Annotated in this window: 20 protein-coding genes; 18 read left to right on the forward strand and 2 right to left on the reverse strand. The window is 59.5% G+C overall.

The window, feature by feature from the left end:
- Positions 1-126 precede the first annotated feature (126 nt).
- The 4 genes from BLT00_RS01720 (at position 127) to BLT00_RS01735 (ending at position 7,280) form a co-directional block, all read left to right on the forward strand.
- Positions 127-1,485 carry a DUF1329 domain-containing protein gene (locus BLT00_RS01720; protein WP_072339390.1) on the forward strand — a complete coding sequence of 453 codons (1,359 nt, stop codon included), beginning with the start codon at positions 127-129 and terminating at the stop codon, positions 1,483-1,485.
- Between the two features lie 375 nt (positions 1,486-1,860).
- Positions 1,861-3,576: a DUF1302 domain-containing protein gene (locus BLT00_RS01725; RefSeq protein ID WP_092142490.1), complete on the forward strand. Its 1,716-nt coding sequence runs from the start codon at positions 1,861-1,863 to the stop codon at positions 3,574-3,576.
- A 55-nt stretch (positions 3,577-3,631) separates the two neighbouring features.
- Entirely contained in the window at positions 3,632-4,753 is a 1,122-nt protein-coding gene (locus tag BLT00_RS01730) for a WD40/YVTN/BNR-like repeat-containing protein (protein ID WP_092142487.1), read from the forward strand.
- 31 nt (positions 4,754-4,784) lie between these two features.
- A complete protein-coding gene (locus tag BLT00_RS01735; RefSeq protein ID WP_218190038.1) occupies positions 4,785-7,280 on the forward strand; it encodes an efflux RND transporter permease subunit in 2,496 nt (831 codons plus the stop codon).
- A gap of 233 nt (positions 7,281-7,513) precedes the next feature.
- Here the strand turns inward: BLT00_RS01735 and BLT00_RS01740 are convergent, their stop codons facing one another.
- Both BLT00_RS01740 and BLT00_RS01745 read right to left on the reverse strand, forming a co-directional pair.
- Positions 7,514-7,999 carry a MaoC family dehydratase gene (locus tag BLT00_RS01740; protein WP_063321836.1) on the reverse strand — a complete coding sequence of 162 codons (486 nt, stop codon included), beginning with the start codon at positions 7,997-7,999 and terminating at the stop codon, positions 7,514-7,516.
- A 201-nt stretch (positions 8,000-8,200) separates the two neighbouring features.
- The gene (locus tag BLT00_RS01745) at positions 8,201-8,962 is read right to left on the reverse strand and encodes an SDR family NAD(P)-dependent oxidoreductase (protein WP_092142484.1); all 762 of its coding nucleotides are present in this window, start codon (positions 8,960-8,962) and stop codon (positions 8,201-8,203) included.
- Between the two features lie 419 nt (positions 8,963-9,381).
- Here BLT00_RS01745 and BLT00_RS01750 point away from each other — a divergent pair, with 419 nt between their 5' ends.
- The 14 genes from BLT00_RS01750 to BLT00_RS01815 all read left to right on the forward strand — a co-directional run bounded on the left by BLT00_RS01750 (position 9,382) and on the right by BLT00_RS01815 (position 25,078).
- Complete coding sequence (locus tag BLT00_RS01750; RefSeq protein WP_092142481.1) at positions 9,382-10,035, forward strand: TetR/AcrR family transcriptional regulator; 654 nt, start codon at positions 9,382-9,384, stop codon at positions 10,033-10,035.
- Between the two features lie 302 nt (positions 10,036-10,337).
- A complete protein-coding gene (locus BLT00_RS01755; RefSeq protein ID WP_175456201.1) occupies positions 10,338-11,150 on the forward strand; it encodes an enoyl-CoA hydratase/isomerase family protein in 813 nt (270 codons plus the stop codon).
- Positions 11,151-11,152: 2 nt separating this feature from the next.
- Complete coding sequence (locus BLT00_RS01760; RefSeq protein ID WP_092142753.1) at positions 11,153-11,881, forward strand: SDR family NAD(P)-dependent oxidoreductase; 729 nt, start codon at positions 11,153-11,155, stop codon at positions 11,879-11,881.
- A complete protein-coding gene (locus BLT00_RS01765) occupies positions 11,881-12,786 on the forward strand; it encodes an alpha/beta hydrolase fold domain-containing protein (protein WP_092142478.1) in 906 nt (301 codons plus the stop codon). The genes BLT00_RS01760 and BLT00_RS01765 overlap by 1 nt, the downstream gene beginning before the upstream one ends.
- 10 nt (positions 12,787-12,796) lie before the next feature.
- On the forward strand, positions 12,797-14,275 hold the full coding sequence (locus tag BLT00_RS01770) for a hydroxymethylglutaryl-CoA synthase family protein (protein WP_218157838.1): 1,479 nt from the start codon (positions 12,797-12,799) through the stop codon (positions 14,273-14,275).
- Between the two features lie 6 nt (positions 14,276-14,281).
- Complete coding sequence (locus BLT00_RS01775) at positions 14,282-15,484, forward strand: acetyl-CoA acetyltransferase (protein ID WP_092142475.1); 1,203 nt, start codon at positions 14,282-14,284, stop codon at positions 15,482-15,484.
- Positions 15,484-16,266: an enoyl-CoA hydratase/isomerase family protein gene (locus tag BLT00_RS01780; protein ID WP_092142472.1), complete on the forward strand. Its 783-nt coding sequence runs from the start codon at positions 15,484-15,486 to the stop codon at positions 16,264-16,266. The genes BLT00_RS01775 and BLT00_RS01780 overlap by 1 nt, the downstream gene beginning before the upstream one ends.
- A complete protein-coding gene (locus BLT00_RS01785) occupies positions 16,263-17,033 on the forward strand; it encodes an enoyl-CoA hydratase-related protein (protein ID WP_092142469.1) in 771 nt (256 codons plus the stop codon). The genes BLT00_RS01780 and BLT00_RS01785 overlap by 4 nt, the downstream gene beginning before the upstream one ends.
- Positions 17,034-17,035: 2 nt before the next feature.
- A complete protein-coding gene (locus BLT00_RS01790; protein ID WP_092142466.1) occupies positions 17,036-18,553 on the forward strand; it encodes a 3-hydroxyacyl-CoA dehydrogenase in 1,518 nt (505 codons plus the stop codon).
- Complete coding sequence (locus tag BLT00_RS01795) at positions 18,546-19,403, forward strand: HTD2 family dehydratase (RefSeq protein ID WP_092142463.1); 858 nt, start codon at positions 18,546-18,548, stop codon at positions 19,401-19,403. The genes BLT00_RS01790 and BLT00_RS01795 overlap by 8 nt, the downstream gene beginning before the upstream one ends.
- Positions 19,400-20,299 (forward strand): HpcH/HpaI aldolase/citrate lyase family protein, encoded by a 900-nt coding sequence (locus tag BLT00_RS01800; RefSeq protein ID WP_218190037.1) that lies wholly within the window; start codon positions 19,400-19,402, stop codon positions 20,297-20,299. Before BLT00_RS01795 ends, BLT00_RS01800 begins: the two co-directional genes overlap by 4 nt.
- Before the next feature lie 17 nt (positions 20,300-20,316).
- The gene (locus BLT00_RS01805) at positions 20,317-21,987 is read left to right on the forward strand and encodes an acyl-CoA dehydrogenase family protein (protein WP_092142460.1); all 1,671 of its coding nucleotides are present in this window, start codon (positions 20,317-20,319) and stop codon (positions 21,985-21,987) included.
- Entirely contained in the window at positions 21,987-23,204 is a 1,218-nt protein-coding gene (locus BLT00_RS01810; RefSeq protein WP_092142456.1) for a CoA transferase, read from the forward strand. The genes BLT00_RS01805 and BLT00_RS01810 overlap by 1 nt, the downstream gene beginning before the upstream one ends.
- Positions 23,205-23,683: 479 nt before the next feature.
- Positions 23,684-25,078 carry an alginate export family protein gene (locus BLT00_RS01815; protein ID WP_238992609.1) on the forward strand — a complete coding sequence of 465 codons (1,395 nt, stop codon included), beginning with the start codon at positions 23,684-23,686 and terminating at the stop codon, positions 25,076-25,078.
- The last annotated feature ends 25 nt before the right edge of the window (positions 25,079-25,103 follow it).

Below are 25,103 nucleotides of genomic sequence, written 5' to 3' on the forward strand. Positions count from 1 at the left end.
GGCGGACGGATTGCACCAATGCCTGAAATGCTTGCGGGTACTGGGCGAAAGTCCTCAAGCCCGTTGACCCCTAGTCTGGTGCTGCCACGGTGGCGCCACCCGATGAATATAACAAGAGAGGGAAACATGAAGCGAAGCAACCTAGCCAGCGTATTGGCGCTTGCCGTCCTGGCCGGCGCCGTTCAATCAGCTTTCGCCAGCGAGGCCGGGCAATTGGGTGGGGCTGAGCTGACGGCGTTCGGTGCGCAGCGTAGCGGTAATGCCGACGGCAGCATCCCGGCGTACTCGGATGAGCCGCTCAGCCTGCCAGCCTGCTACGACAAGGACGAGCCGACCAACTTCTGTGATCCGTGGAACGATAAGCCGATATTTACCATCACGCCGCAGAACCTTTCCCAGTACGCCGAGCGCCTGACCGAGGGGCAAAAGGCGCTGTTCGCGCGCTACCCCGAGTACAAGATGAATGTGTACCAGACTCGGCGTACTGTGCGTTTCCCGCAAACCTATCAGGACAATACGCGCAAGAACGTGGACGCCTGTAAGACCGCCAACGCCGGGGTCAGTATCGAGGGCTGCTATGCGGGTCTGCCGTTCCCGCTGCCGAAGACCGGCAACGAAGTGATCTGGAACCACCAGTTGCAGTACTCCCCGCCCTTGCAAGCTAACGCCCGATCCTATCTGGTCGATGGTAGTGCTCGGCGGATTTTGCTGAATGCATTGAAGGTATTGGAATCCAGCGAGTTTCTGGATACCACCGACAACGGTCCGAAAGGCAGCGGTGCCGAGTTTTGGCGCGTACGCTTCTTCGTGTACGACCCGGCCCGGCGTAACGGCGAGCAGACGCTGGCACGCTACCAGGTTAGCGGCGAACAGCGCGCTTGGCAGTACCTTCCTGGCCAGCGTCGGGTCAAATTGGCCCCGGATCTGGCTTATGACACACCGTCGCCAGTGGCGGGCGGCATCACCACCATGGATCAGCAGCGTTTGATCCTGGGGAAACAGGATCGCTACGACTTCAAGTATCTGGGAGTGGAGGAGAAGCTGATCAACTACAACAACTTCGCCGTCTACGACTACAAGGCGTGCTCGGAAGACAAGCTGTTCACAAAGAGTTTCCCGAATCCGGAGTGCATCCGCTGGGAGCTGCACCGTGTGCGGGTGGTCGAGGCCACGCTGAAACCGGGCTTCCGTCATCTGCTACCCAAGCGGCGCTTCTACATCGATGAAGATGCGAGCGGGGCCGGTACTGCCGACAGCTACGATGTCACCGGCAAGCTGATTCGCATCGACAGCATGCTGACCATCCCGAACTATGTGTACGGCTATGGACTGATTCCGGACAATACGCTGACGTTCGATCTGGAGCGAGGTGCTTACATTCTGCCGTCCTTTACGGGTTTCAAGGGGGGCGGCTACGCAGCGATTGGCAAACCCCCGGAGTCCACCTGGTCCCCCGAAAACATGGGGCAGACGGGTATCCGTTGAATGAGTAACGGTACAGGCCGCAATTCGTTTCGGGGGCGGCCTGGTGCTATCTGCAAAAAGGATCGCTGGAGGCCGGAGGTGCCGCTCCCTAGGTGCAGATGCCTGCCTATCCGATGTATTTGGACGATGGATGGCTGCAGACAGGCCCGCTTCGGCGGGCCTTGTTGTTTCCGGGCTTCCTATGGCCACTTCTATCGACTCACGTCCCGCTAACTGGATTCGTCGGTTCCGACGACAGGGGTGGGGGCCGTGGAGCGTAACGTCGTCTGCCAGTAGTCATCGTACGGGGCATTCATGCTCCTCTGCCAGGAGTGTTCCGCCGCGATGTTCGGGATGTGCGAGTGGGCTAATAAATAACAAGAAGGAGCCAAGTCTATGAATATGGCAAGTCGATACCGGGCAGTGGGCGGCAACCTGCTGGTCGCGCCAATGATGGTTTTTTGTGTGGCTGGGCCGGCAAATGCGGTTACGGTCGATCTCGGCAATCCTGATATGTCGCTGCGCTGGGATAACACCGTGCGCTACAACGTGGGTTTTCGGGTGAATGACTGCGATAAGGATATTTGTGGAAACGACGCGGGCGCGGGCGATGTGACGGCCTACCAGTCCGACCGCAAGTTCTCTGATGCCGGCGACGTGGTCACCAATCGAGTTGATATCCTCACTGAGATGGACTTCATTTACAAAGACCGTCACGGTGCGCGTCTGAGTGCCAGCGGCTGGTACGATCAGGCCTATGACGGTGATGTCGAGGGCGACCGTGCACTCGATGCCAGTGGTGCTGGCAACGGTGCGGGACGTGACGGTGACAACTACAGCCGCTACACCGATCGCTGGAACAACGGCCCCTCTGGCGAGATCCTGGATGCCTTCGTGTTTACCGGCTTCGACCTGGGCAGCGTGCCGGTCAACCTCAAGGCCGGCCAACATAACGTGTATTGGGGCGAATCGCTGTTCTCCTTCGTCAACGGCGTGTCTTACCAGCAGGGCCCGGTGGATATCCGCAAGGCGCTCGCCACGCCGGGCACCGAGGCCAAGGAACTGTTCAAACCGCTCAACCAGATATCCATGATCGCCCAGTTGCAGCCGGATCTGACCGTTGCCGCGCAGTACCTCCTGGACTGGAAGCCGATGCTGGTCCCCAACGGCGGTACCTATTTTGGCGCGATCGATGGCCTGAGCTTGGGCAGTGGGGGCAGCGTCTTCGGCTTGCCCTTTGAGGTCACCGATGAGCCGGACAAGAAACACGGCGACTGGGGCGTTTCGGCCCGCTGGTCGCCGCAGTGGCTCGATGGCACCCTGGGTTTCTATTACCGCGAGTACACCAACCGCTTCCCACAGCTGGTGCTGACCAAGATGGTGGTCATTCCCGGTGTGGGTGCCTTTCCGGCGGGAGCGGGTATCGACTACTCCTCGAACAAGCGGGAGAAGTTATACGGCGTGAGCCTGTCCAAGCAGGTCTGGGGTATTTCCTGGGGTACCGACATTACTTACCGCGAGGATGCGGTGCTGGCTACTACGCCGCTTTCTAACTTTGTGCCGGAAGGTACCGCCCCGGATACTTGGGTGCCACGCGGCAAACTGTGGTCCGGCGTGTTCAACGGTGTGGCCTACTTCAGTAAGACGCCATTCTATGATGCTGCTTCCTTGACCGCTGAGCTGAACTACTCCTATCTGGACGAAGTCACCGAGAACGCGCAGACGTACAATGGTAAAGGCTACAATTGCGCCGACGACCATAACGCCACCAAGATTGCCTGCCAGACTCGCGATGCTCTAGGCGCGTCTCTGATGTTCCGGCCGACCTGGTACCAGGTAATGCCGGGAATCGATTTGTCCATGCCGTTGTTTGTCGATATCGGTTTGCACGGTAACTCGCCGGTCATGTTCGGTAGCAACGAAGGGCAGGGCACCTGGAGCATGGGTGTGTCTGCGGACATCTATGCCCAGTACAGCGTTGATCTGAAGTACAACGGTTTCATCTCCAAGCATTCGGACGATGAGCTCGGTGCTGGCAGCCTGAATAACTCCTCCCTGGGTAAGTACTGGGATCGTGACTGGGTATCTCTGACCTTCAAGACCACGTTCTGACAGGTCGAGTCGACTACCAGGAGCGATCGCCTGCGCGCGCGGACGGTCGTTCCTGATGGGTGTGCGTTTCGAAAGCCCTGAAGTGAGGTTTGTCATGCTTGCTGGAATACTGTTTTATTCTGCCCCTCTGCCTCGCTCGATTCTCGGGCGTCTGCTATTTGTCTGCTTGTCTCTGGCGACGCCCTTTGTGCACGCGTTCGAGCCTCCGCTACAGGTCGCTGCCGTGCATAGCGAGCGCATGGCTGCCGGTCCGATGCTGGCGATTACCCGCGCCGGTGAGCGTCTGGTCGCCGTTGGCTTGCGTGGAGCCATCCTGTTTTCCGACGATCAAGGGCGCAGCTGGAGTCAGGCGCAGGTTCCGGTAAGTGTGGATCTGGTCGCTGTTGCTTTTGCTAATGCGACCCAAGGGTGGGCCGTAGGGCACGGTGGGGTGATTCTGCACAGCGATGATGCTGGAGCCACCTGGCAGAAACAGCTCGATGGCCTGCAGGCCAGCCAGCTGGCCATCGATTTCTATACCGCGAGCGCCGCTCGAGTGGCGGATGCGGCGGGTTACCTGGAGAAGGAGAAGCGGCTGGCGGTCGATCATGAGACCCAGCCATTTCTCGACGTTTACTTTGCCGACGAGCTTCACGGCTATGTGGTCGGCACCTTCAATCGCATCCTCGCTACCGAGGATGGTGGGCGTAGCTGGCTTCCGCAGATGCATCTGACCAATAACCCACAGGAGTGGCACTTCTACGCTGTCACGGGACGCAATGGCCAGCTGTACCTGTCTGGAGAGCAGGGCCATGTCTGGCGTCGCGATGCACAGAGCGAGCATTTCGTCTCGATAGATACGCCCTACAACGGCACCTTGTTCGGCGTTACTGCGACCGAGGGCGAGGTCTATGCCTATGGGATGCGCGGTAGCTTCTTCCGCAGCGCGGATCAGGGGCAAAGCTGGAGTCGCACCACGTTGCCACTGGGCAGCAATCTGATGCGGGTACTGCCGCTCGGCGCGCAGCGTCTACTTGTAGTCGCGCAGAGTGGAGAGGCGCTGTTGAGTGACGACGGAGCCCAGATTTTCAAGCCGCTGCGTCTGAGCCAGCCGATGCCTTACTACGGTGCCGTTCTGCTGGGCGACAGCCGCCTGGCGCTTGTCGGTGCCTTGGGGATCAGGGTCGAAGACCTCTGATCGCTGCCTCTACAACAATGAGAAGAACCTGATGATCGACAGCAAGCATGAAGGCGCGGGACTGATGAGCGTCATCCGTGATCCCGCGCTATTCAACCGGCTTTCCGGCAACTTTTTCGAGCGCATGATCTTCAACCATCGGCTGCTCATCATTGCCTTTTGCGTCATCGCCACGCTGCTCTCAGCCTGGCAGGCACGTAACCTGACAGTGACCACCAGCTTCGACAAGATGCTGCCGCACAGTCATCCCTTCATTCGCAATTTTCTGGACAACCGCGAGCAGCTGCGCGGGCTCGGCGACTCCGTGCGCTTTGTGGTCGAGAACCGCAAGGGCGACGTGTTCGATGCCGAATACTTGAAGACGCTCGGCCAGATGAACGATGAACTCTTCCGTATCCCGGGCGTAGACAGGACCTGGGTCAAGTCGATCTGGACGCCTGTGGTGCGCTGGACCGAGGTCACCGAGGAGGGGTTTGTCGGCGGTCCTGTGATGCCGGGCAACTTCGATGGTTCTCCCGAGACTATCGAACAACTGCGTTTGAACATCGCCCGTGCGGGGGTGGTGGGCAGTCTTATCTCCAACGACTATCACTCCAGCATGATCGAGATTCCATTGCTGGCGACCGTGGACGGCCAGCCGCTGAGTTACCAGGACTTGTCCGAGGCCCTCGAACGCATTCGCGTCAAGTACGAGGGGGCTGATCTCGGCATCTACATCACCGGATTCGCCAAAATCTCCGGTGACATGATCGATGGCATCTACAAGGTTATGCTGTTCTTCATTGTCGCCGCGTTGGTGGCGGCGCTGATCATCTACTTCCACACCCGCTGTGTTCGCAGCACCGCCCTGGTGCTGCTCTGTTCGGTTATTGCGGTGCTTTGGCAGCAGGGGCTGGTGATCGCCTTCGGTGGTGTCCTGGACGCTTTCACCATCCTGATTCCCTTCCTGATATTTGCCATTGGCGTATCCCACGGCCTTCAGAAAATGAACGGCATTGCTCAGGATATCGCCCGTGGTACCCACCCCTGGGTCGCTGCCCGTTATACCTTCCGTCGCTTGTTCCTGCCGGGGCTGATCGCGCTGATTGCCGATGGCGTCGGTTTTGCCGTGCTGGTATTGGTGGATATTCCGATCATCCGCGAGTTGGCACTGTCGGCTAGCCTCGGTTTTGCCATGCTGGTGGTCACCAACTTGATCCTGCTGCCGGTGCTGCTGTCGTTTACCGGTATCAGCCAGGAAGCGGCGCGTCGACACATCATCGAGCACGATACGACTATCCATAAGCTGGGCATCGATCGGGTTTGGAACAGCCTCGACCGTTTCACCGAGCGCCGCTGGGCTGTCCTGGCGATTGCCGTGGCGCTGGGTCTTACGGTGTTGGCGTTGGTAGAGCGCAGCAAACTGCAGGTGGGCGATCTGCACGCCGGCAGTCCTGAGCTACGTCCCGACTCGCGTTACAACCGCGATAACGCCTTCATTACTTCGAGGTTCGGCGTCTCCAGCGATGTGTTTGCAGTCATGATAAAGACGCCCGCAGACCAGTGTGGCTCGTACGAGGCTCTCATCGAGGCTGACCGACTTGCCCGGCAGCTGTCCCAAGTACCTGGAGTCCAGGCCACCGCCTCGCTGGCCGATACGGTACGAGCCTACACCTCTGGTGGTTTCGAAGGCAGTCCGAAGTGGTTCACGATCAGCGACAATAAGGGGGTTCTCTGGCCGCAGGTCAATAATGCCTTGGTGTGGAACTCCCAGTTCCTCAACAGCGAGTGCTCACTGATGCCTGTTTTGGCCTACCTTTCAGACCATAAAGCCGCCACGCTGGATGCTGTGCTGAAGGTGGCAAGCGAGTTCGCGGAACAACACAGTGTGAAGGACCGCCAGTTCTTGCTGGCTGCTGGCAGTGCGGGCATCGAGGCGGCGACCAACATCGTTGTGAAAAGTGTGCAGTTGGAAATGTTGCTGGCCGTCTATTTCGCCGTTGCCTTGCTGTGCCTGATGACCTTCCGCAGCTGGCGTGCTGTAGTGGTGGCCCTCCTACCGCTGGTGCTCACTTCCCTGCTGGCCGAAGCGCTCATGGTGCAGTTGAACATCGGCCTTAAGGTGGCCACCTTGCCAGTGGTTGCACTCGGCGTTGGCGTCGGGGTGGACTACGCCCTGTATCTGCTCAGCGTCCAGTTGGAAGGCCAGCGTATGGGACTCTCCCTGCAGCAGGCATACCGTCGGGCCATTCAATTTACTGGCAAGATGGTAGCCCTGGTCGGCGTCACCTTGGCGGTGGGCGTAGTCACCTGGGTATGGTCCCCGATCAAATTCCAGGCCGATATGGGGATCCTGCTGGCGTTTATGTTCCTCTGGAACATGCTGGCTGCGCTGGTGCTGATTCCCGCGCTGTCGCACTTTTTGCTTAATGGCCGGCATTTTCATGTAGCCCAGGCGAAGGCTTTTGCCGAGCAAGGCAATTCTATGGGAAGGCTTCAGGCGACTGGCCATTCGACCCGTGCTGAGAGTGTGAGGGCATCTGTCTGACGTTTCCTGCACCTATGCTGTGGTGATGCAGCATGGGTGCGGAAGTCCGTTTACGCGCATCGACACGAGCTAGTCTGGTGCATGCGCGGAGCGAGATCGCCCGTCAGGGCAGGAGGGCAAGGTTGATACAGCAGACCGTAACCTAAGGTTCTGCCGCCGCTCGCGGGCAACCCGCCCATGTCGCGAAAACTTGATGCGCTGACGAGGTAGGGAGGCGAGCGGGGTCGCGCGGTTTACTCAGTCGTACCGGGTTTGTGAAACAGTACGGTTTCGGTGAATTCCACGACCTTTTCGCCACGCTGGTTTTTGGTAACGTGCAGCAGGTCGAGAATGGTAAAGCCGCTACTGCTGATGGCTTTGATCTTGGCTTCGCCTTCTACGTGCAAGGTGTCACCAGGGAATGCGGCGGAATGAATGCGTGCCTGCAGCCCCGTCATGCCTGCAAAGTTGCCCACGGCATGGCCTTCGAGGACGTCGGCGACAACCTTCATCAGAATCGGTGAGACTAAACCCATCGAGTAGGAGATGATCATTGGCCCCGGGGCAAAGCGGTTCTGGTGGGCGCCGGACATGTTGGCCTTCAGGTATTCCATGTCGATGAAATAGGGCTCATGAAAGCCCGTGAGGTTGACGAAATTGACGATGTCGGTCTCGGTGATGGTGCGCCGATGGGTGACAAACTTATGGGTGGGAAACTCTGCTGCATTGGTTTCGGACATCGATGGTGCTCCTTCGCTGTTTCAATAAAGGTCCGCAACGCCCATGCGTAGCGGCCTGGCAGCTATTGTGGAAACAGCGGGGAGCGGCGGTATCGTCGCATCCGACGAATCTGTGAGGGTGGTCGCGCTCCATGCATGGGGCTGTATGCACCAAGGCTATCAAGCGCAGACCGACGGATGCGCGAAGCGCACCCAACAGCTTTAGATTTTTTCGACCTGATGCACAGTCCACCACAGGATGTTGGGTATCCAGCGCCGCAGTCTCCAGGACATGGCAGTCATCGGTCCGGGAAACACCCACAATTTGTTGCCCTTGAGCACACGCTCAATCTTGTTCAGTACCACTTCGGCGGTAATAGGCGGAAACACGTCGAAGATCCTTGGCCATACCGTCGATTTGGCTTGATCCAGTAGCGGCGTGGCAACGATGGGTGGGCACACGCAGACGATGCGCACTCCGCTGTTGCGGGTCTCGTGGAACAGCACTTCGGTGTAGGCGGTGACTGCATGTTTGGCGGCGTTGTAGGCACCCATGTAGATGATCGGCCAATGACCCGCCATGGAGGCGTAGCTGACGAACTCCCCGCGGCCACGGGCGATCATCTTCGGCAGTGCGGCCTTCGACAGATTGACCATGCCGCCGAAGTTGATCGCCATGATGTTCTGAATGACCTCGCGCGGCTGTTCCATCAGCAGTCCCAGCGGCATGATTGCGGCGGCGTTGGTCAGTCGGGTGATGGGGCCCAGCTCGGTTTCGCAGCGCTCGACCGCTGCTTCCACAGCGGTGGGGTCGGTGATGTCAACTACCAGTTTCAGCAGCCTGGGTGAGGAGCCCAATTGGTTGAGGCCGGCTTCGTTGACGTCCATGGCCGCGACAGCCCAACCATCGGACAGCGCGCGCTTGGCGCTGAGTTGCCCGAGGCCACTACCGGCACCGGTAATGAACAGAACATTCTGATTCATGGAGCACTCCAGTTTGTTGTTCCCGGTTATCCGCCGCCGGGTTTTGTTTGGGTTATTTTCAATCTTCACGGCGGGTTACCTGTCGTCGTTTCCGACGAGATAGGGCCTCGGCCAGCCCATCGCTTTTATCGTCATCACTTTCGAGGCTTCCGGACGCCCGCTGGCACCGGCCTGCATCGCCGCCGGCGAGCTGGCGCAGCGACGAGCTAACTCAATGAATCAGTTAGTAATTTTTCATCGTGCCAATCCACTTTTGGAAATCCATGGGGGATTGCTTGTAAGCACCGTCCTCGAGCGATTATGCCCCTGGTCGGAGAATTTTCTTTACCCGCTGCAAAACCGTCGAAACCGACGAGTTGACCCAGACACCTCGCGCAGACTCTGAGCGCCCTCAGAAATCAGCAGAGGGCGTGAAAAATATGAGCAGGGTGGAAGAAGTCAAAAGACAGGCTGTGCGCCTGATGGCGGATAAGGGTTTCGAGGCCATGTCGTTGCGCCAGCTCGCGGCGGCGCTCGGGGTGCGCTCCGGTTCGGTGTACACCCACTACGAAAGTAAAGGTCAACTGCTCTTGGATGTGCACTGTGAGTTCTTGGAAGACCTACTTTCTACCTGGTTGGAACAACGCCCAAAGCGCTTGGACAGTGTGCGGATGTTGCAACGCTTTGTGAGCGTCTACGTCAGCTTTCATTACGCAAGGCGGGCTGAAAGCCGCATCGTTCAGCTGGATTTTCGTAGCCTTGATGAAGCGGGTAGGGCGCAGGTCAGCGAACTGAGATCGCAGTATGACGCTGAGCTGGAAACGATCCTGCAGACAGGTGAACAGCGAGGTTTTTTTCAGTTTGAGGACCTGCGTAACACGTGCTTGGCAATGTTCTGCGTGTTGCAGGGTGTTTGCGCTGGCGAGGCATTGCCCGAAGCGCGTGCCCTGGAGGTGTGTCTATCCAGCATTTCGCGGCTTGCCGGCATCCCTGCGCCACCTCAATCCCGCCTGCATGGCGAACTGTATGTCACGGGCCGAGTTGCCACCGCGCTTAAGGCCTCCATCCCCCAGGATCAAAAGCATCGAGGCTGAAGTCTCCGTACAGCGAATGCGCTTTGTCGTGGTCTGGATGGGGCGGTATTCCGATTCCGAAATTCGTCCAAAACGACGATTGGACGCGCGCCCTCCATCCCTAAAGTACGAAGCGTTGAAACCGGTGGCGACGAAATTCGCGTGACGGCCAACGCCAGGGTCTTCGAGCCCAACCTGCGGGCCGAAACAGTCTGGCGCGCCGCGAATCAGTTGGCCTGCGCATGGCCCGCAAAAAAAGGTGGTGTTGGTCAACACCGACAAAGCCCTCTACACCCTTTCATTCCTGATTTGAGTGCCCTTTGATGAGCCAGCCTGAACTGTTGATCACCTCCGGCGCCGTGCTGCTGAGCTTGCATGGCGGCGTTGCCCACTTGCACCTGAATCGCCCGGACGCCGCCAATGGTCTGGATATTCCCACGCTGCAAGACCTTATCGCCGCGCTGATGCGCTGTCATGGCGAACGGCGTGTGCGTGTGGTGTTGCTCACCGGGGCCGGCGCTAACTTCTGCGCCGGCGGCGATGTGCATACCTTTGTCGGCAAGGGTGACGATTTACCGGAGTACATCCGCCAAGCCACGGTGTATTTGCAGACTGCCATCAGCGCCATGATCCATTTGGATGCACCGGTAATTGCCGCTGTGCAGGGCTTTGCTGCGGGTGGCGGCGGCATGGGGCTGGTGTGTGCGGCAGATGTGGTGATCGCGGGTGAGTCAGCCAAGTTTCTTGCCGGCGCCACTCGCGTGGCCATGGCGCCGGACGCTGGTTTGTCGGTGACCTTGCCGCGCTTGGTAGGACCACGCAAAGCCACTGAAATGTTGCTCATGAACCCGGTGGTGAAAGCCCCGGAAGCGCTCGCAATGGGCTTGATCAACCAAGTCGTCGCAGATGCTGAGTTGCAGACTACCGCCATGGCCTACGCCCAGCAGATGACCGAGGCCGCTCCCCTGGCTTTGGCCGCGACTAAACGTTTGCTGTGGGCGGGCATTGGTCTTGGCGTCGATGCCGCGATGCCGGAAGAAAGCCGTACCGTTGCCGAGCTGTGCCGCACCCGTGATGTGCGTGAGGGGCTGGCGGCGGTGATTGAAAAGCGCACCGCGCAGTTCGAGGGCCAATGACCATGCGTGCATTGACCGGTCAACGGGCCTTTGTCACTGGCGGTTCCAAAGGTATTGGCGAAGCCATCGTTCGGCGTCTGGCAGCCGAGGGCGCCAAGGTAGTGATTGCCGCGCAGGACATGATCAGCGCCGAGCGGCTGGCCGATGAAGTGGGCGGCCTGGCCGTTCGTCTGGATGTCACCGACCTGCTCGAAGTAGAGCGTGTGGTGACCATGCTAGGTCCGTTCGAAATTTTGGTTAACAACGCTGGCTACGACCAGCATGACTTCTTCACCAAAACCACGGTGGAGCAGTGGCGCTACTTGTTGGCGGTCAACCTCGAAGGCGTATTTGCCTCAACTCACGCCGCGCTACCGGCGATGCAGGCGGCCGGTTACGGGCGAATCATTAATGTCGGGTCAGAGGCTGGCCGTCAGGGCTCCAAAGGTGGCGCCGTGTATGCCGCTGCCAAGGGCGGTGTGATCGCCTTCAGTAAATCCATTGCCCGGGAAAATGCCCGTTATGGCATCACTGTCAATGTGGTCGCGCCAGGACCAGTGGATACGCCTTTGCTGCGCAAAGCCCTCGACTGTGGCGGTGAAAAATTGTTGGCGGCCATGGAGGCCTCCACCCTGGTGGGGCGCTTGGGCGAGCCGAATGAAGTGGCGGCTGCCGTGGTGTTTCTCGCCAGTCGTGACGCCAGTTTTATTACCGGCGAAACCCTTGGTGTCTCTGGCGGGATGGGTTGCTGATGGGCGCTCAAAGCGAGGCGGTGGAACGGGTAATTGCCCGCATCCAGACCGTGTACGGCCGCTGGCGTCGGCACACGCCGATTGAAACCCTGCGCCGCGATTGGGATGACTTGTTTTGGGCCGATAAGCTGACGTGTGAAACCCAAGACGCCAGCGCCAACGGTGTGCCGGTGCGCTGGATCAAAACGCCCGGTGTCGCCGAGCAGCAGGTGTTGATTTATCTGCATGGCGGCGGATTCAAAATGGGCTCGCTCACCTCTCACCATGACCTGATGGTGCGCCTTTCTGTGGCCGCGGGTTGCAGGATCCTGGGTGTCGATTATCGCCTGCTGCCTGAGCATGGTTTTCCCGAACCCCTGCTTGATGTACTTGCGGTCTACGACTGGTTGGTGGCCCAGGGTTTTGAACCCGATCAACTGGCCATCGCGGGGGATTCCGCGGGTGGTGGGTTGGCCGCCGCGGCCTTGCTGGCCCTACGCGACAAAGGCCGCCCGCTGCCGGCCGCCGCTGTGTTGCTGTCGGCCTGGACCGACCTCAGCGCCAGTGGCGAAAGCTACCTGACCCGGGCCGAGTCTGACCCCATTCACCAACGCCCAATGATTGTTGCCCTGGCCGCGCAGTATCTGGGGAAGGATGGCGATCCGTTCAACCCCTTAGCTTCGCCGCTGCATGGCGATCTGACCGGTTTGCCGCCGTTGCTGCTCCAAGTCGGCGACTGCGAAACCGGTCTGGACGACAGCACGCTGTTTGCCGCCAAGGCCCGCGCAGCTGGGGTTGCGGTTGAGTTGCAGGTATGGCCGCAAATGTTCCACGTTTTCCAACAATTCGCCGCCGAGCTGGCGGAAGCACGCGAGGCCATCGCTTGCATCGGTGCGTTTTTACGCAAGCACTGGAACCTAAAATGAGGACTGCACTGTGAGTATCGGTATCACCGGATTCGGCGCCTATATCCCGCGCCTGCGTTTGAGCCGGCAAGCCGTGGTAGCGGCCAATGCCTGGTACGCCCCCGAGCTGAAAGGCAAAGCCCGTGGCCATCGCGCCATGGCCAACTGGGATGAGGACAGCATTACCATGGCGGTCGCGGCTGCACGCGATGCCTTGGGCGGACAGGACCTGCAGGGCCGAGTGCGCGAGGTGATTCTCGCTTCGTGCACCCTGCCGTTTGCCGAGCGCCTCAACGCGGCAGTGGTTGCCGAAGCGCTAAACCTGGGTGAGTACACTGGCGCCAGTGACGTCACCGGCTCGCAGTGCGCGGCCCTGGCCGGTTTTTCCCAAGCCTTGGCCAGTGCCGCTAGCGCCCCAGGCACTGTGTTGCTGACAGCCGCCGACAACCGCCGCACCCGCGCCGCCAGCGCGCAGGAGCTGGATTACGGTGATGGCGCTGCCGCGCTGTTGTTCGGTCGTGAACAGGTGATCGCAGAAGTGCTCGGCCAGGCGGCGTCGAGCGTCGACTTTATCGACCACTTCCGCCTCACTGGCCGCGAGATCGATTATTTCGGCGAAGAGCGTTGGGTGCGTGATGAAGGCGTTAGTCGCTGCATGCCCCAGGTGATCAAACGCGCCCTGAGCGACAGCGGCGTGGACGCCGAAGCGGTGGCACATTTCATCTTCCCCACCTCGCTGGCGAAGATGGATGCGCAACTGGCCCAGGCCTGTGGCATCCCTGCCGAAGCGGTGGTCGATGGCCTGGCGGCAGAAGTGGGTAACACTGGCGTCGGCCATGGCCTGTTGCTGCTGGCCAATGTCCTGGAAAGTGCCGAGCCGGGGCAGGTGATCGTGCTCGCCCAATTTGGCAGCGGTGCTCGCGCCGTGGTACTGCGGGTGACCGATGAAATCAAACACTTCACCGCTCGCCGTGGCGTGTCCGGCTGGCTGGCCCGTGGCCGTGAAGAGCTCAGTTATACGCGCTTTCTCACCTACAAGGGCCAGTTGCAACTGGAGCGCGGTGTGCGCGGTGAGCAAGACAAAAAGACCGCGCTGAGCACAGCCTATCGCCATCGTCGCGCCATTCTCGGCCTGGTGGCCGGGCGTTGCCGTGTGAGTGGTGACGTGCATTTCCCACCCTCACGGCTGACCTACACCCCCGATGCCGCCGCCCTGGATACGCAGGACGCCCATCCCCTGGCTGACCGCCTTGGCCGGGTGCTGAGCTGGTCCGCCGAGTCGCTGTCGTCCTATATGGCGCCGCCCCATCATTACGGGCAAATCGACTTCGAGGGGGGCGGTCGCATCCTGATGGAATTCACCGACGTCGCCAAGGGCGAAGTGCAGACCGCGCTCGAGGTGGAGATGGTCTTTCGCATCAAAGACATCGACGACCTGCGCGGTTTCAAGCGCTACTTCTGGAAAGCCACCCCCGTTCACACCCCCGCGCCGCAAGCGCCGTTGGAGTAATTCGTCATGCCCATTGGTATCAAAGACAAAGTTGCGATTCTCGGCATGGGCTGCTGCCGCTTCGGCGAACGCTGGGACGCCAGCCCGGAAGATTTGATGGTCGAGGCTTACAGTGAGGCCATGGCTGATGCAGGCATCTCCCCGGAGCAAATCGACGCCGCCTGGTTTTCCACCCATATGGAAGATGTGGGCACCGGCCGTGGCGGTACACCGATGAGCATTGCCTTGCGGTTGCCAAATATTGGTGTAACTCGGGTAGAAAATTTCTGTGCCGGCGGTTCGGAAGCCATTCGCGCGGCGGTGTATGCGGTGGCCTCTGGCGCCTGCGATATCGCCTTGGCCCTGGGCGTGGAAAAGCTGAAAGACACCGGCTACGGTGGCCTGCCGGTCGCAACAGTCGGTACCTATATTCCGCAGTGGTACCCCAGCGCCGTGGCCCCGGCCAATTTCGCTCAACTGGCCTCGGCTTACCAGGCGCGTTTTAACGTTGACCCGCAGCTACTCAAACGGGCCATCGCCCATGTGTCGGTCAAAAGCCACGCCAACGGTGCCAAAAACCCCAAGGCGCACCTGCGCAAAATCATCACTGAAGAGCAGTGCCTGAAGGCGCCGATCATCGCTGAGCCCCTGGGCTTGTTTGATTGCTGTGGCGTTTCCGATGGGGCAGCGGCAGTGATCGTCACCCGCCCGGACATTGCCAGGGCCATGGGCAAGACCGATCTGGTGACCTTCAAGGCCCTGCAAGTGGCAGTCTCCAATGGCTGGGAAATGCAGGGTAATGGCTGGGACGGGAGCTATGTGCACACCACCCGCATTGCCGCCAGGAAAGCCTACGCCGAAGCCGGCATCACCCGGCCACGCGAACAGATCAGTCTGACTGAGGTGCACGACTGCTTCTCCATCACCGAGTTGGTGACCATGGAGGATCTGTTCCTCTCTGAGCCAGGTATGGCGGTGCGCGACGTACTGGATGGCGACTTCGACGCTGAAGGCCGAGTGCCTTGCCAGATTGACGGCGGTCTCAAGTGCTTCGGTCACCCGGTCGGCGCCAGCGGGATCCGCATGCTCTACGAAATCTACTTGCAGCTACAGGGGCGCGCCGGTCCGCGACAGTTGCCAGACCCGCGTACTGGGTTGATTCACAACCTTGGCGGGCAGCCATCACAGAACGTTTGCTCGATTTCCATCATTGGTAGAGAAGAAGACTGATGGCCATCCTGATTGATGATCCCGCCCCCGGCGTCCGGCGGTTGCTGATTAACCGCCCCGAGAAGCGCAATGCGATAAACCATGACGTACGCCAGTCACTCATCGATGCGTTGACTGAGGCGCGTGAGCAGGCGGCTTGTCGAGCTATTATCTTGGGAGGTGTTGGAGGGATGTTCTCCGCTGGTGGCGACATCGCGACCATGGCTGATCTGGACGAGTCCGGTGCGCGTGAGCGAATGCAGCACATCCATCAGCTCTGCCGTTTGTTGGGGCAATTCCCGATGCCTGTCATATCGGCAGTAGAAGGCATCTGTGCAGGAGCGGGGGTTGGACTGGCGTTGCTGGGAGACGTTGTGCTCGCCGGCACCAAGACTCGGTTTCTGTTCCCTTTTCTGAAGCTGGGTCTCTCTCCCGATTGGGGATTGCTGCGAACACTACCTGCCCGAGTGGGTGTCGCCGAAGCAAAGCGCATGCTGACCCACGGCCAATACATATCCGCCGAGGAAGCCGTCGTCGCGGGTTTGGCGGATGAATGTGTTGGTCTAAATGTGATGGATTCAGCAGTCAGCCTGGCGAGCAGGATGAGTCGTTTACCGCGCGACGCGTTTTCTCGAATGAAAAATCGCCTGGATCACCCGTCGGCGAGCTTGGCCGAAGAGCTGCAGCGCGAGGAAGACGACCAGGCGGTGCTGTTGCTCGGTGCCGATTTTCGCGAAGGTTTTGCCGCTTTTGCAGAGAAGCGCGAGCCGCAGTTCACCAGCACCGTGGACTACCTCGTATGAGCACACCGGTGGTGGTAGAGCGCAATGGCGCGGTGGCTATCTTGCGGCTGAACCGTGTTGAAAAGCGCAATGCACTGGACCTCAGCATGCGTGTCGCCATCGCCAGCGCCATGCAGGAACTGGAGCATGACAACGGTGTGGCGGTGATCGTGATTACCGGCGGTGATAGCGTGTTTGCCGCTGGCGCCGATCTCAATCTACTGGTGGACAAGGGCGCCCAACAAGTGGCGGAGTTGGACCTGGGCCAGTACTGGGCGCCTGTGGCGAAAAGCCAGAAGCCGCTGATTGCGGCGGTCAGCGGCTTTGCCCTGGGGGCGGGCTGCGAGTTGGCGATGATGTGCGACATCCTGGTCGCCGACAACTCGGCGCGCTTCGGTCAGCCCGAAGCGAGGGTGGGCATTATGCCCGGCGCTGGCGGTACTCAGCGTTTGCTGCGTGCCGTGGGTAAACCAGTGGCCAGCCTGATGCTGTTGGCCGGTGAACTGCTCAGCGCCGAGCGCGCTAGCCAGTTGGGTTTGGTCAGCGAGTTGGTGACGGAGGGCAGCGCCTTGGCGCGCGCCATCGTCCTCGCCCAAGCCACGGCAACCATGCCGCCCAAGGCCTTGCGAGCAATCAAACGGGTGCTGGCGCTGGGCGCCGATCAATCGCTGGACCTTGCACTGGCCTTGGAACATCGCGAATTCCTACTGCTGTTCGACACGCAGGACAAAACCGAAGGCATGCGTGCATTCCTTGATAAACGCCCGCCGCGTTACACGGGAAACTAAATATGAGTATCCACAGTATCGCCGTGATCGGCGCCGGCACCATGGGCCGCGGAATCGTTCAGTTATTCGCCCAAGCCGGCCATTCGGTGCGTTGTTATGACGCTGTCGAGGGCGCCGCGCAGAGCGCCATCGAGTTTGTCCGTGACCTGATCGACAGGGCTGTTAGCAAAGAACGTTACAGCCGCGAGCAAGGCGACGCGATTATCGCGCGCATGTCCGCCTGCACACACATCGAAGACTTGGCCGGTTGCGACTTGGCTATTGAAGCGGTGGTGGAGGACCTCGGTATCAAGCGTGAGTTGTTCCGTGCCCTGGAAGCGGTGCTGGGTGATACGGCGATTCTGGCCAGCAATACGTCTTCGCTAATGATCGCTGATATCGCTGCCGGTTGCCGCCGTCCCGAACGCGTGGCCGGACTGCACTTTTTCAACCCGGTACCCTTGATGAAGGTTGCCGAAGTCATCGCCGCTGTGCGTACTGCGTCCGCCACAGTCGCTGCCTTGCAGTCAGTGGTAGTGGGGGCGGGTCACCGTGCGGTGGTGGCCGAAGACCAGCCGGGATTTCTGGTTAACCATGCCGGCCGTGGGCTATACACCGAAGGCTTGCGCATCCTCGAGGAGCAGGTGGCCTCGGTACAGGACATCGACACTTTGATGCGCGAAGCCGGTGGCTTTCGCATGGGCCCATTTGAGCTGCTCGACCTTACCGGGCTGGATGTTTCCGGCAAGGTGATGGAGTCCATCTACCAGCAGTTTTACCAAGAGCCGCGTTTTCGTCCATCGCCTCTGGTCGCGCCGCGCCTGGGTGCTGGCCTCTATGGACGCAAGACGGGTGAAGGCTGGTATCGCTACTGCGACAACCTCAAAAAACAGGTGGCACCTGCTCGGCCTGTTCCTGCGCTCAACCACGAGTTGTTGGTCTGGGTGGACCCGGCTGCCGACGACTACGAACGCCTGCAAGGTCTGGTGTTGGAGGTCGGCATGATGCTGCATCATCTACCTGATGAGGCGGATATATCGCTGGTGCAGTTCTGGGGCGATGACGTCTCGCGTTACTGCGCCGTGCACGGTCTCGACCCCACCCGAACGGTGGCCGTGGACCCGCTGCCTGGCCTGGAAAACCACCGTACCCTGATGCTCAGCAGCGTCACCCGTCCAGAGGTGCGCGATGCCGCCTGGGCGATGCTGGCCGCACAAGACACACCAGTGACGGTGATCAACGACAGCTGCGGGTTCGTTGTCCAGCGAGTGTTGGCGACTATCGTCAATATCGCTGCCGATATTGTTCAACGGGGTATCGCCAGCGTCGCTGACATCGAAGATGCGGTGCGCCTTGGTCTGGGTTACCCGCAAGGACCGCTAAGCCTTGGCGATGCCATTGGTGGCAAGCGGGTGATGAACATTCTTACTCGCATGCATGAGCTCAGCGGTGACCCGCGTTACCGCCCCAGCCCCTGGTTGGCCCGGCGCGCGGCATTGGGGCTCTCGTTACTCACCGCAGAGACAGCGCGCGATGACTGAAATTGATATCGACTACTTGCGTGGCTGGGTAGGCCGCGAGCGTGTGCGTGAAGAGCTGTTGGCGCCGTTCGCCGTCCAGGCGCTGAGCGCTACGCTGGATCGCGAACAGGTGCCTATGCAAGGCGAGACGCTGCCACCTACCTGGCAATGGCTGTACTTCAATGACTGCGCCCAGCGTACCAACCTGGGTGCTGACGGCCATGGCAGAACCGGAGGCTTCCTGCCACCGGTGCCCTTACCTCGACGTATGTGGGCGTCGGGTGAGTTCATGTGTGAGCGACCATTGCGCATCGGCGAACTGGCCGAACAGCGCTCGGTGGTCACTTCTGTAGAGCTGAAGCAGGGAAAAACCGGGGCCCTGGTGTTTGTCAGCCTGGAACATCAGATCAGCCAGCGGGGACGACGCTGTCTCGTGGAGAAACAACACTTGGTCTACCGGGAAATGGCCAACGGCCCCAGCCCGTCGCTGCCCGGCGAGCCCGCGCCAGATGAAGCGGATGTTAAGCAGCCATTTCAACCTGACCCGGTACTGCTCTTTCGCTACAGCGCGCTGACCTTCAACGGTCACCGCATTCACTACGATCGCGACTACGCCACGTGGCAGGAGCATTATCCGGCGCTGGTGGTACATGGCCCATTGTTGGCGACCTTACTGGCCGAGCAGGTGACGATACAAATGCCCGAGGTACGGGTAAGCAGTTTTGGTTTTCGCGCTGTGCGCCCGGTGTTCGACACTGACCATTTATTGCTGTGCAGCAAACGCAGTGGCGATCGTGTTGATCTGTGGACGCAGAACCAGGATGGCTTTGTCACCATGATCGCCACCGCCAACGTGGAGGTGCCGCAATGAGTCGTGCGTTCCCAATGTGGCGCTCGCTGCTGTTTGTTCCCGCACATATTGGCAAGTTCACTGAAAAAGCCCATGAGCGAAACGCTGATGCCTGCATCCTAGACCTCGAAGACAGTGTTGCTCCCGGGCAAAAGACACAAGCTCGCGACGCTGCCAGCAGCGCCGCACAGAACATCTCCAACCATGGCCTGGATGTATTGGTGCGTATCAATACGCTCGATAGCGGCGGGGTGTTGGATTTGCAGGCAATTGTCAGCCCAGCCGTTTGTGCCGTGGTGCTGCCCAAAGTGGCCTCTGCCGAGGTGGTGCGCCACGTGGCCTTGCAACTGGACCATTTGGAAACCGAGCGCGGTATGGTCGTGGGACAAACGCTGATCCTCGCGCAGATCGAAGACGTAGCGGCGTTGCCCTTACTGGATGAAATTGCCACGGCCTCGCCACGGCTGATGGGCATGAGCCTGGGCCCGGAAGATTTTTCCGTGTCCGCGGGAATGGAACCTGTGCCGGAAACGTTACTGTGGCCCAACCAGCAGGTGGCCTTTGCCTGCCGCCGCGCAGGAATTCTGCCCTTTGGTTTTCCAGGCTCGATTGCCGACTTCAGTGACATCCCACGTTTTCGTCAGGCCCTCGTACTGGGGCGGCAGCTGGGAATGATCGGCGCCTTCTGCATTCACCCTGAGCAAGTGGCAGTGCTTAACGAGGTGTTTTCTCCTGGCGATGCCGAGGTTGAATACTCCGTCGCTCTGCTGGCTGAGTATGCCTGTGCCGAAGCCGAGGGGCGAGGCGCCTTTGCCTTCCGCGGCAAGATGATCGATGCGCCGATCGTCGCCCGTGCCCGAGAGCTGCTGACCCGCCACATGTCTGCCATTCACTGCCAACGACTGCCAGCTAAATAATGTTTGGAGTTCGACCTATGCTGCCAATTACCGCTACCAACGATTTGCTGGGCCTGCTGTTACAGTTGCGCGGCGTACTGGAGCAGGCCACCAGTGCCTTGGCTTCACGCTGCACCAAGGGCCAGCAATTGGATGCTGACCTGCTGGACCTGATGCAAGTACCGACTTTCGAACTCGCTTGGGCCAGTGCCGAATTGTTGGCCGCCGAGCGTTCATTGCAGGCCATTGATGCCGGTACTAGCGCGGTGGATCGACGCCTGATTTTGGTGTTTGCTGTGGAGGCCATCACCTTGGTGCGCAATCGCTTGGAGGCAATTTGTGCAGAGCTGGATCTGGCTGATAGCGCCCTGCATGCCATCGCGGCAGACCCTAGACTGCGTGCATTGCGTCGTAGTGTTTTATCGAGTGCTGCCCTGCATGACAGTGCGCGTTTAATGGCAGAACGTCCAGAGCAGATCGGTCAGGTGGCGATGGGGGACGAACTGTCGATGATTGAGGATCAGTTCCGCCGCTTCGCTACTGACACCGTGGCACCACTTGCCGAGCACATTCATCGCGAAGACCTCACCATCCCCGACAGCTTGCTGGCAGCCTTGCGCGATATGGGCGTCTTCGGGCTGTCCATTCCCGAGCAGTACGGCGGCAGCGCTCCAGACGATCAGGAAGATCCGTTAACCATGATTGTGGTCACCGAGGCCCTGTCTCAGGCTTCACTGGCTGCAGCAGGCAGCCTGATCACTCGTCCGGAAATTCTCTCGAGAGCGCTACTCAGCGGCGGCACTGAGTCCCAGAAGCAGCACTGGCTTGCGCGACTGGCTGTGGGAGAGCCGTTGTGCGCGATTGCAATTACCGAACCTGATTATGGTTCCGATGTGGCCAACCTGACCCTGCGAGGAACTCCCTGCGAGGGCGGCTGGCGCCTGAATGGAGCGAAAACCTGGTGTACCTTTGCCGGAAAGGCAGGGGTGCTGATGGTGGTCGCCCGTACTCATCCCGACAAAAAACTGGGGCACCGCGGCCTCAGTTTGTTGCTGGCGGAGAAGCCTAGTTACGACGGCCATGACTTTGATTTTCGTCAACCGGGGGGAGGGCGCCTTACTGGGCGGGCAATTCCTACCATCGGCTACCGTGGCATGCATTCGTTCGATCTGTCGTTCGAGGACTTCTTTGTGCCCGACGGTAATGTGATTGGCGAGACTCAGGGCCTGGGCAGAGGTTTCTACTACACCATGGCGGGGATGACAGGCGGGCGTATGCAAACGGCCGGACGGGCCAGCGGCGTGATGCGGGCGGCTCTATTGGCGGGGCTGCAATATGCGACGGAGCGCAAGGTGTTCGGAGCCCCACTGGCGGATTATCCGCTGACCGGCGCCAAGCTGACAAAAATGGCTGCACGTTATGTCGCCAGCCGTTATCTCACCTATTCGGTGGGACGCATGCTGGCTCAGGGCGAGGGCCGAATGGAAGCAAGCCTGGTGAAGTTGTTTGCCTGCCGCAGCGCGGAAATGGTGACGCGCGAATCCCTGCAGATTCACGGGGGCATGGGCTATGCCGAGGAAGTGGCGGTGAGCCGCTACTTTGTTGACGCACGGGTGCTGTCAATTTTTGAGGGCGCCGAAGAAACCCTGGCGTTGAAAGTCATTGGCCGCAGCCTGCTGGAAGCCGCACTGAAAGCCGAGGTCGCCTGATGAGCGAGGCAATTCTCAAGGGCATGCGCGTAATTGAGGTATCGGCCTTTGTCGCCGCTCCGCTAGGTGGCATGACCCTGGCGCAGATGGGGGCCGATGTGATCCGCGTCGACGGTCTCGACGGCGGCCTGGACTATCGCCGCTGGCCGGTCACCGACGACGACACCAGCTTGTTCTGGGCCGGTCTCAATAAAGGCAAACGCTCGGTGGCTATTGATATCAATCGCCCCGAGGGCCGTGAGCTGGCCCAGGCTCTGATCACTGCGCCGGGCACGGATGCCGGCATGCTGCTGACCAACTTTCCGCCCCGAGGCTGGCTGGACTACGACACCCTGCGTGCCCAGCGCGCGGACCTGATTCAGTTGACCATTCAGGGCGATCGACATGGCGGCTCGGCGGTTGATTACACGATTAATCCGCGCATTGGTTTGCCCTATCTCACCGGCCCCCAAGACGTCGATGGCGCGGTCAACCATGTGCTGCCAGCCTGGGATTTGATCACTGGGCAAATGGCGGCCGTTGGGCTACTTGCTGCTGAGCGTCAGCGCAGCCGGCAGGGCATTGGTCAGCAGGTGAAGCTGGCTCTGGAAGATGTGGCGCTGGCAGTGATGGGCCATTTGGGCTTTCTTGCCGAAGCCCAGCGCGGCGTACAACGGCAACGCCACGGCAATGACTTGTTCGGCGCCTTTGGCCGCGACTTCGTGACCCGTGACGGGCAGCGCATTATGGTGGTTGGTCTGACCCTCAAACAGTGGCGCAGCCTCTGCGAGGTCACAGCTATCACCGAACAGGTGGAGGCCTTGGGTCGACACCTACAGGTCGATCTAAATCGCGAAGGTGAGCGTTTCCACGCCCGTGAGGCCTTGGCCTCATTGGTCAGCCCCTGGGTGGCGGAGCGCACCCTGGAAGAGATAACCGCCCTCTTTGAAGACAGCGGCGTGTGCTGGAGCCACTACCAGAGCATCAGCACACTGCTCGAAGAAGACCCGTCCTGCTCCGAGCAAAACCCCTTGTTCAAAATGCTGGAGCAACCCGGCATCGGCCAAATACTCACCCCCGGCATGCCCCTGCGTTTCAACGGCCACTACCGCACGCCGCAGCCGGCACCGCAATCGGGGGCTGATACCGAGGCGGTGTTGATGGACGTGCTGGGGTTGAGCAGTAGCGAATTCGGCGCGTTGCATGACCAGGGATTGGTGCGTATCGCACATCGGTAGGGATGTGCCCGCGTCAACGTCGGGCGAGGATAACTGCAGGAGATCCAAACGACCATCTTGCTCATGGTTGTCAGGTCGTGCAGTCGTAAGAGAGCCCCGCCAGTCATCGTCTGTCTTATTTCGCGCGCGTCGCATGCAGACGATGCGCCGAATTGCCGTAGGTATGGCGGCTGATCAAGCAATGGCTTGAGGTGACCACCGGGCTTTTGATAGGGATTGTTGATGCCGGCACCGATTGATTCAGGTGCTAACGCAACACTGACCCACCTCCAATCGGCACAAATCCAGCACAGACAGTAGTGCTGGTTTCAGGCTGTTTTCCGAGTGATTTATGGCAGCGACAGCTAATTCTGCTGTCACGCAGAGACAAGCCATGCCTCCCGATCCGGGCATACGATCACCTCCAAGCGAGCACACTTAAAAAAACGCTCGGCGTCGTGAACTTACCTTCCTGCCTCCAATAATTAAAATGGTGAAGTATGTCTTCGAAAAGCCGGATCACCTTGACTTACAAGAAGCCGGATGAACAGAAGGTTCGCTCCTTCAAGGTTCAGTTCGGCGCTGTTAATATTTTCCTCGGATTAGCGCTGGCTGTAGTGGATCACAGTGCTTCGGCTGCAACGATTTATAAAGACGACAACACGAAGCTTGACTTCACGGTACAGGCGATCTACGGGGCGTTTCACAGCAGTGAATCCTATAATCAGGGCGGTCCTATCAAGTCTGGTGCCGCCGGTTGGCAAGAAGGGGTACTCAGGGCTGGGTTTAAAGGCCAGACGCTATTGCCTGGGTTATATGACAGTTCGCTCTACGGAGAAACCACTTGGGTGGCTAGCGGTACCTGGGATGGTGGCGATGCTGCGGGATACACGGACGGCTCCGAGCGACGGGCATCAATCGATCGGGCTTATATCGGCTGGCGCTCGGGTAATCTGATGCATGACTGGGGAAAAGACTTTGTCGATCTATCTGTGGGCAGCCAGAAAATTCAGATAGGTGATGGATTCATCATCAACGGGGATGGCTTAAGTGTCGGCAACAATATTGCCGATGGTCAATTGGATAGAGGTGGCGCCTATTACCTCACCCCGCGCAATGCTTTTCATAATACGGTGAAGCTGCACCTTGGGGCGCAGGATCTATGGCGTGGCGATTTGATTTGGCTGAAATCGGATAATGAGATCAAAGCCAAACCAGAACTCGGGATTGCGGTACTGGAAAGGGGAGATGAGCATGCTACGTTCGGCCTCACTTATATAAAGGGTTTGGGGGTTGACGAAAGCTTGGCGAACAGTTTCAGCGCCCAGAGGGATGGTCTTGAAGTTGTCAGCCTTCGTGGGCAAGGTGACTTCGGTATCAAGGACCTGTTTTTATCGTTCGAATATGCCCATGAGGACAAGTCACAGGGGCAGGAACATGCCTGGTACGCGGAAGGCGCGTGGACCTTCTCCCAGTTACCATGGACGCCTCGCTTGGGCTATCGCTACAGTCGTTACTCCGAAGACTACGACCCCCTCTTCAGTGGTTACAGTCGTGGTTACGGCACTTGGTTTCAAGGCGAAGTCGCCTCTAACTACTCAGGGCCATTTCAGCGAAATGCTGGCATTCATATGGCGGAGCTCCAATTGCATCCGACCGCCAATCTGACCTTGGGCGCATTGGCTTACTCGTTTAGAAGTCTGGACAAAAGACAAGGCGACCTGGACGCCAGTGAAGTGGATGCATACCTGGATTGGTCGGTGGGAGAGAACTGGGTTATCAGTCCCTTGGTGGGGCTCTATAAACCTAAGAAAAGTGCAGAACAAGGCGGCTCCCAACTGGGGAACGATAATCTTAACGTCTACAGCCAGTTAGTCGTGGCTTTTCACTTCTAAAAAATGACAGAAAAGGTTCTGAAGA

It is taken from the genome of Pseudomonas sp. NFACC51, from assembly GCF_900103575.1.
In the GTDB taxonomy this organism is placed as follows: domain Bacteria; phylum Pseudomonadota; class Gammaproteobacteria; order Pseudomonadales; family Pseudomonadaceae; genus Aquipseudomonas; species Aquipseudomonas fluorescens_Q.

Coding starts and splice junctions, on each gene's coding strand:
- BLT00_RS01720 (WP_072339390.1), top strand. CDS start 127: ATGAAGCGAAGCAACCTAGCCAGCGTATTGGCGCTTGCCGTCCTGGCC.
- BLT00_RS01725 (WP_092142490.1), top strand. CDS start 1,861: ATGAATATGGCAAGTCGATACCGGGCAGTGGGCGGCAACCTGCTGGTC.
- BLT00_RS01730 (WP_092142487.1), top strand. CDS start 3,632: ATGGGTGTGCGTTTCGAAAGCCCTGAAGTGAGGTTTGTCATGCTTGCT.
- BLT00_RS01735 (WP_218190038.1), top strand. CDS start 4,785: ATGATCGACAGCAAGCATGAAGGCGCGGGACTGATGAGCGTCATCCGT.
- BLT00_RS01740 (WP_063321836.1), bottom strand. CDS start 7,999: ATGTCCGAAACCAATGCAGCAGAGTTTCCCACCCATAAGTTTGTCACC.
- BLT00_RS01745 (WP_092142484.1), bottom strand. CDS start 8,962: ATGAATCAGAATGTTCTGTTCATTACCGGTGCCGGTAGTGGCCTCGGG.
- BLT00_RS01750 (WP_092142481.1), top strand. CDS start 9,382: ATGAGCAGGGTGGAAGAAGTCAAAAGACAGGCTGTGCGCCTGATGGCG.
- BLT00_RS01755 (WP_175456201.1), top strand. CDS start 10,338: ATGAGCCAGCCTGAACTGTTGATCACCTCCGGCGCCGTGCTGCTGAGC.
- BLT00_RS01760 (WP_092142753.1), top strand. CDS start 11,153: ATGCGTGCATTGACCGGTCAACGGGCCTTTGTCACTGGCGGTTCCAAA.
- BLT00_RS01765 (WP_092142478.1), top strand. CDS start 11,881: ATGGGCGCTCAAAGCGAGGCGGTGGAACGGGTAATTGCCCGCATCCAG.
- BLT00_RS01775 (WP_092142475.1), top strand. CDS start 14,282: ATGCCCATTGGTATCAAAGACAAAGTTGCGATTCTCGGCATGGGCTGC.
- BLT00_RS01780 (WP_092142472.1), top strand. CDS start 15,484: ATGGCCATCCTGATTGATGATCCCGCCCCCGGCGTCCGGCGGTTGCTG.
- BLT00_RS01785 (WP_092142469.1), top strand. CDS start 16,263: ATGAGCACACCGGTGGTGGTAGAGCGCAATGGCGCGGTGGCTATCTTG.
- BLT00_RS01790 (WP_092142466.1), top strand. CDS start 17,036: ATGAGTATCCACAGTATCGCCGTGATCGGCGCCGGCACCATGGGCCGC.
- BLT00_RS01795 (WP_092142463.1), top strand. CDS start 18,546: ATGACTGAAATTGATATCGACTACTTGCGTGGCTGGGTAGGCCGCGAG.
- BLT00_RS01800 (WP_218190037.1), top strand. CDS start 19,400: ATGAGTCGTGCGTTCCCAATGTGGCGCTCGCTGCTGTTTGTTCCCGCA.
- BLT00_RS01805 (WP_092142460.1), top strand. CDS start 20,317: ATGCTGCCAATTACCGCTACCAACGATTTGCTGGGCCTGCTGTTACAG.
- BLT00_RS01810 (WP_092142456.1), top strand. CDS start 21,987: ATGAGCGAGGCAATTCTCAAGGGCATGCGCGTAATTGAGGTATCGGCC.
- BLT00_RS01815 (WP_238992609.1), top strand. CDS start 23,684: ATGTCTTCGAAAAGCCGGATCACCTTGACTTACAAGAAGCCGGATGAA.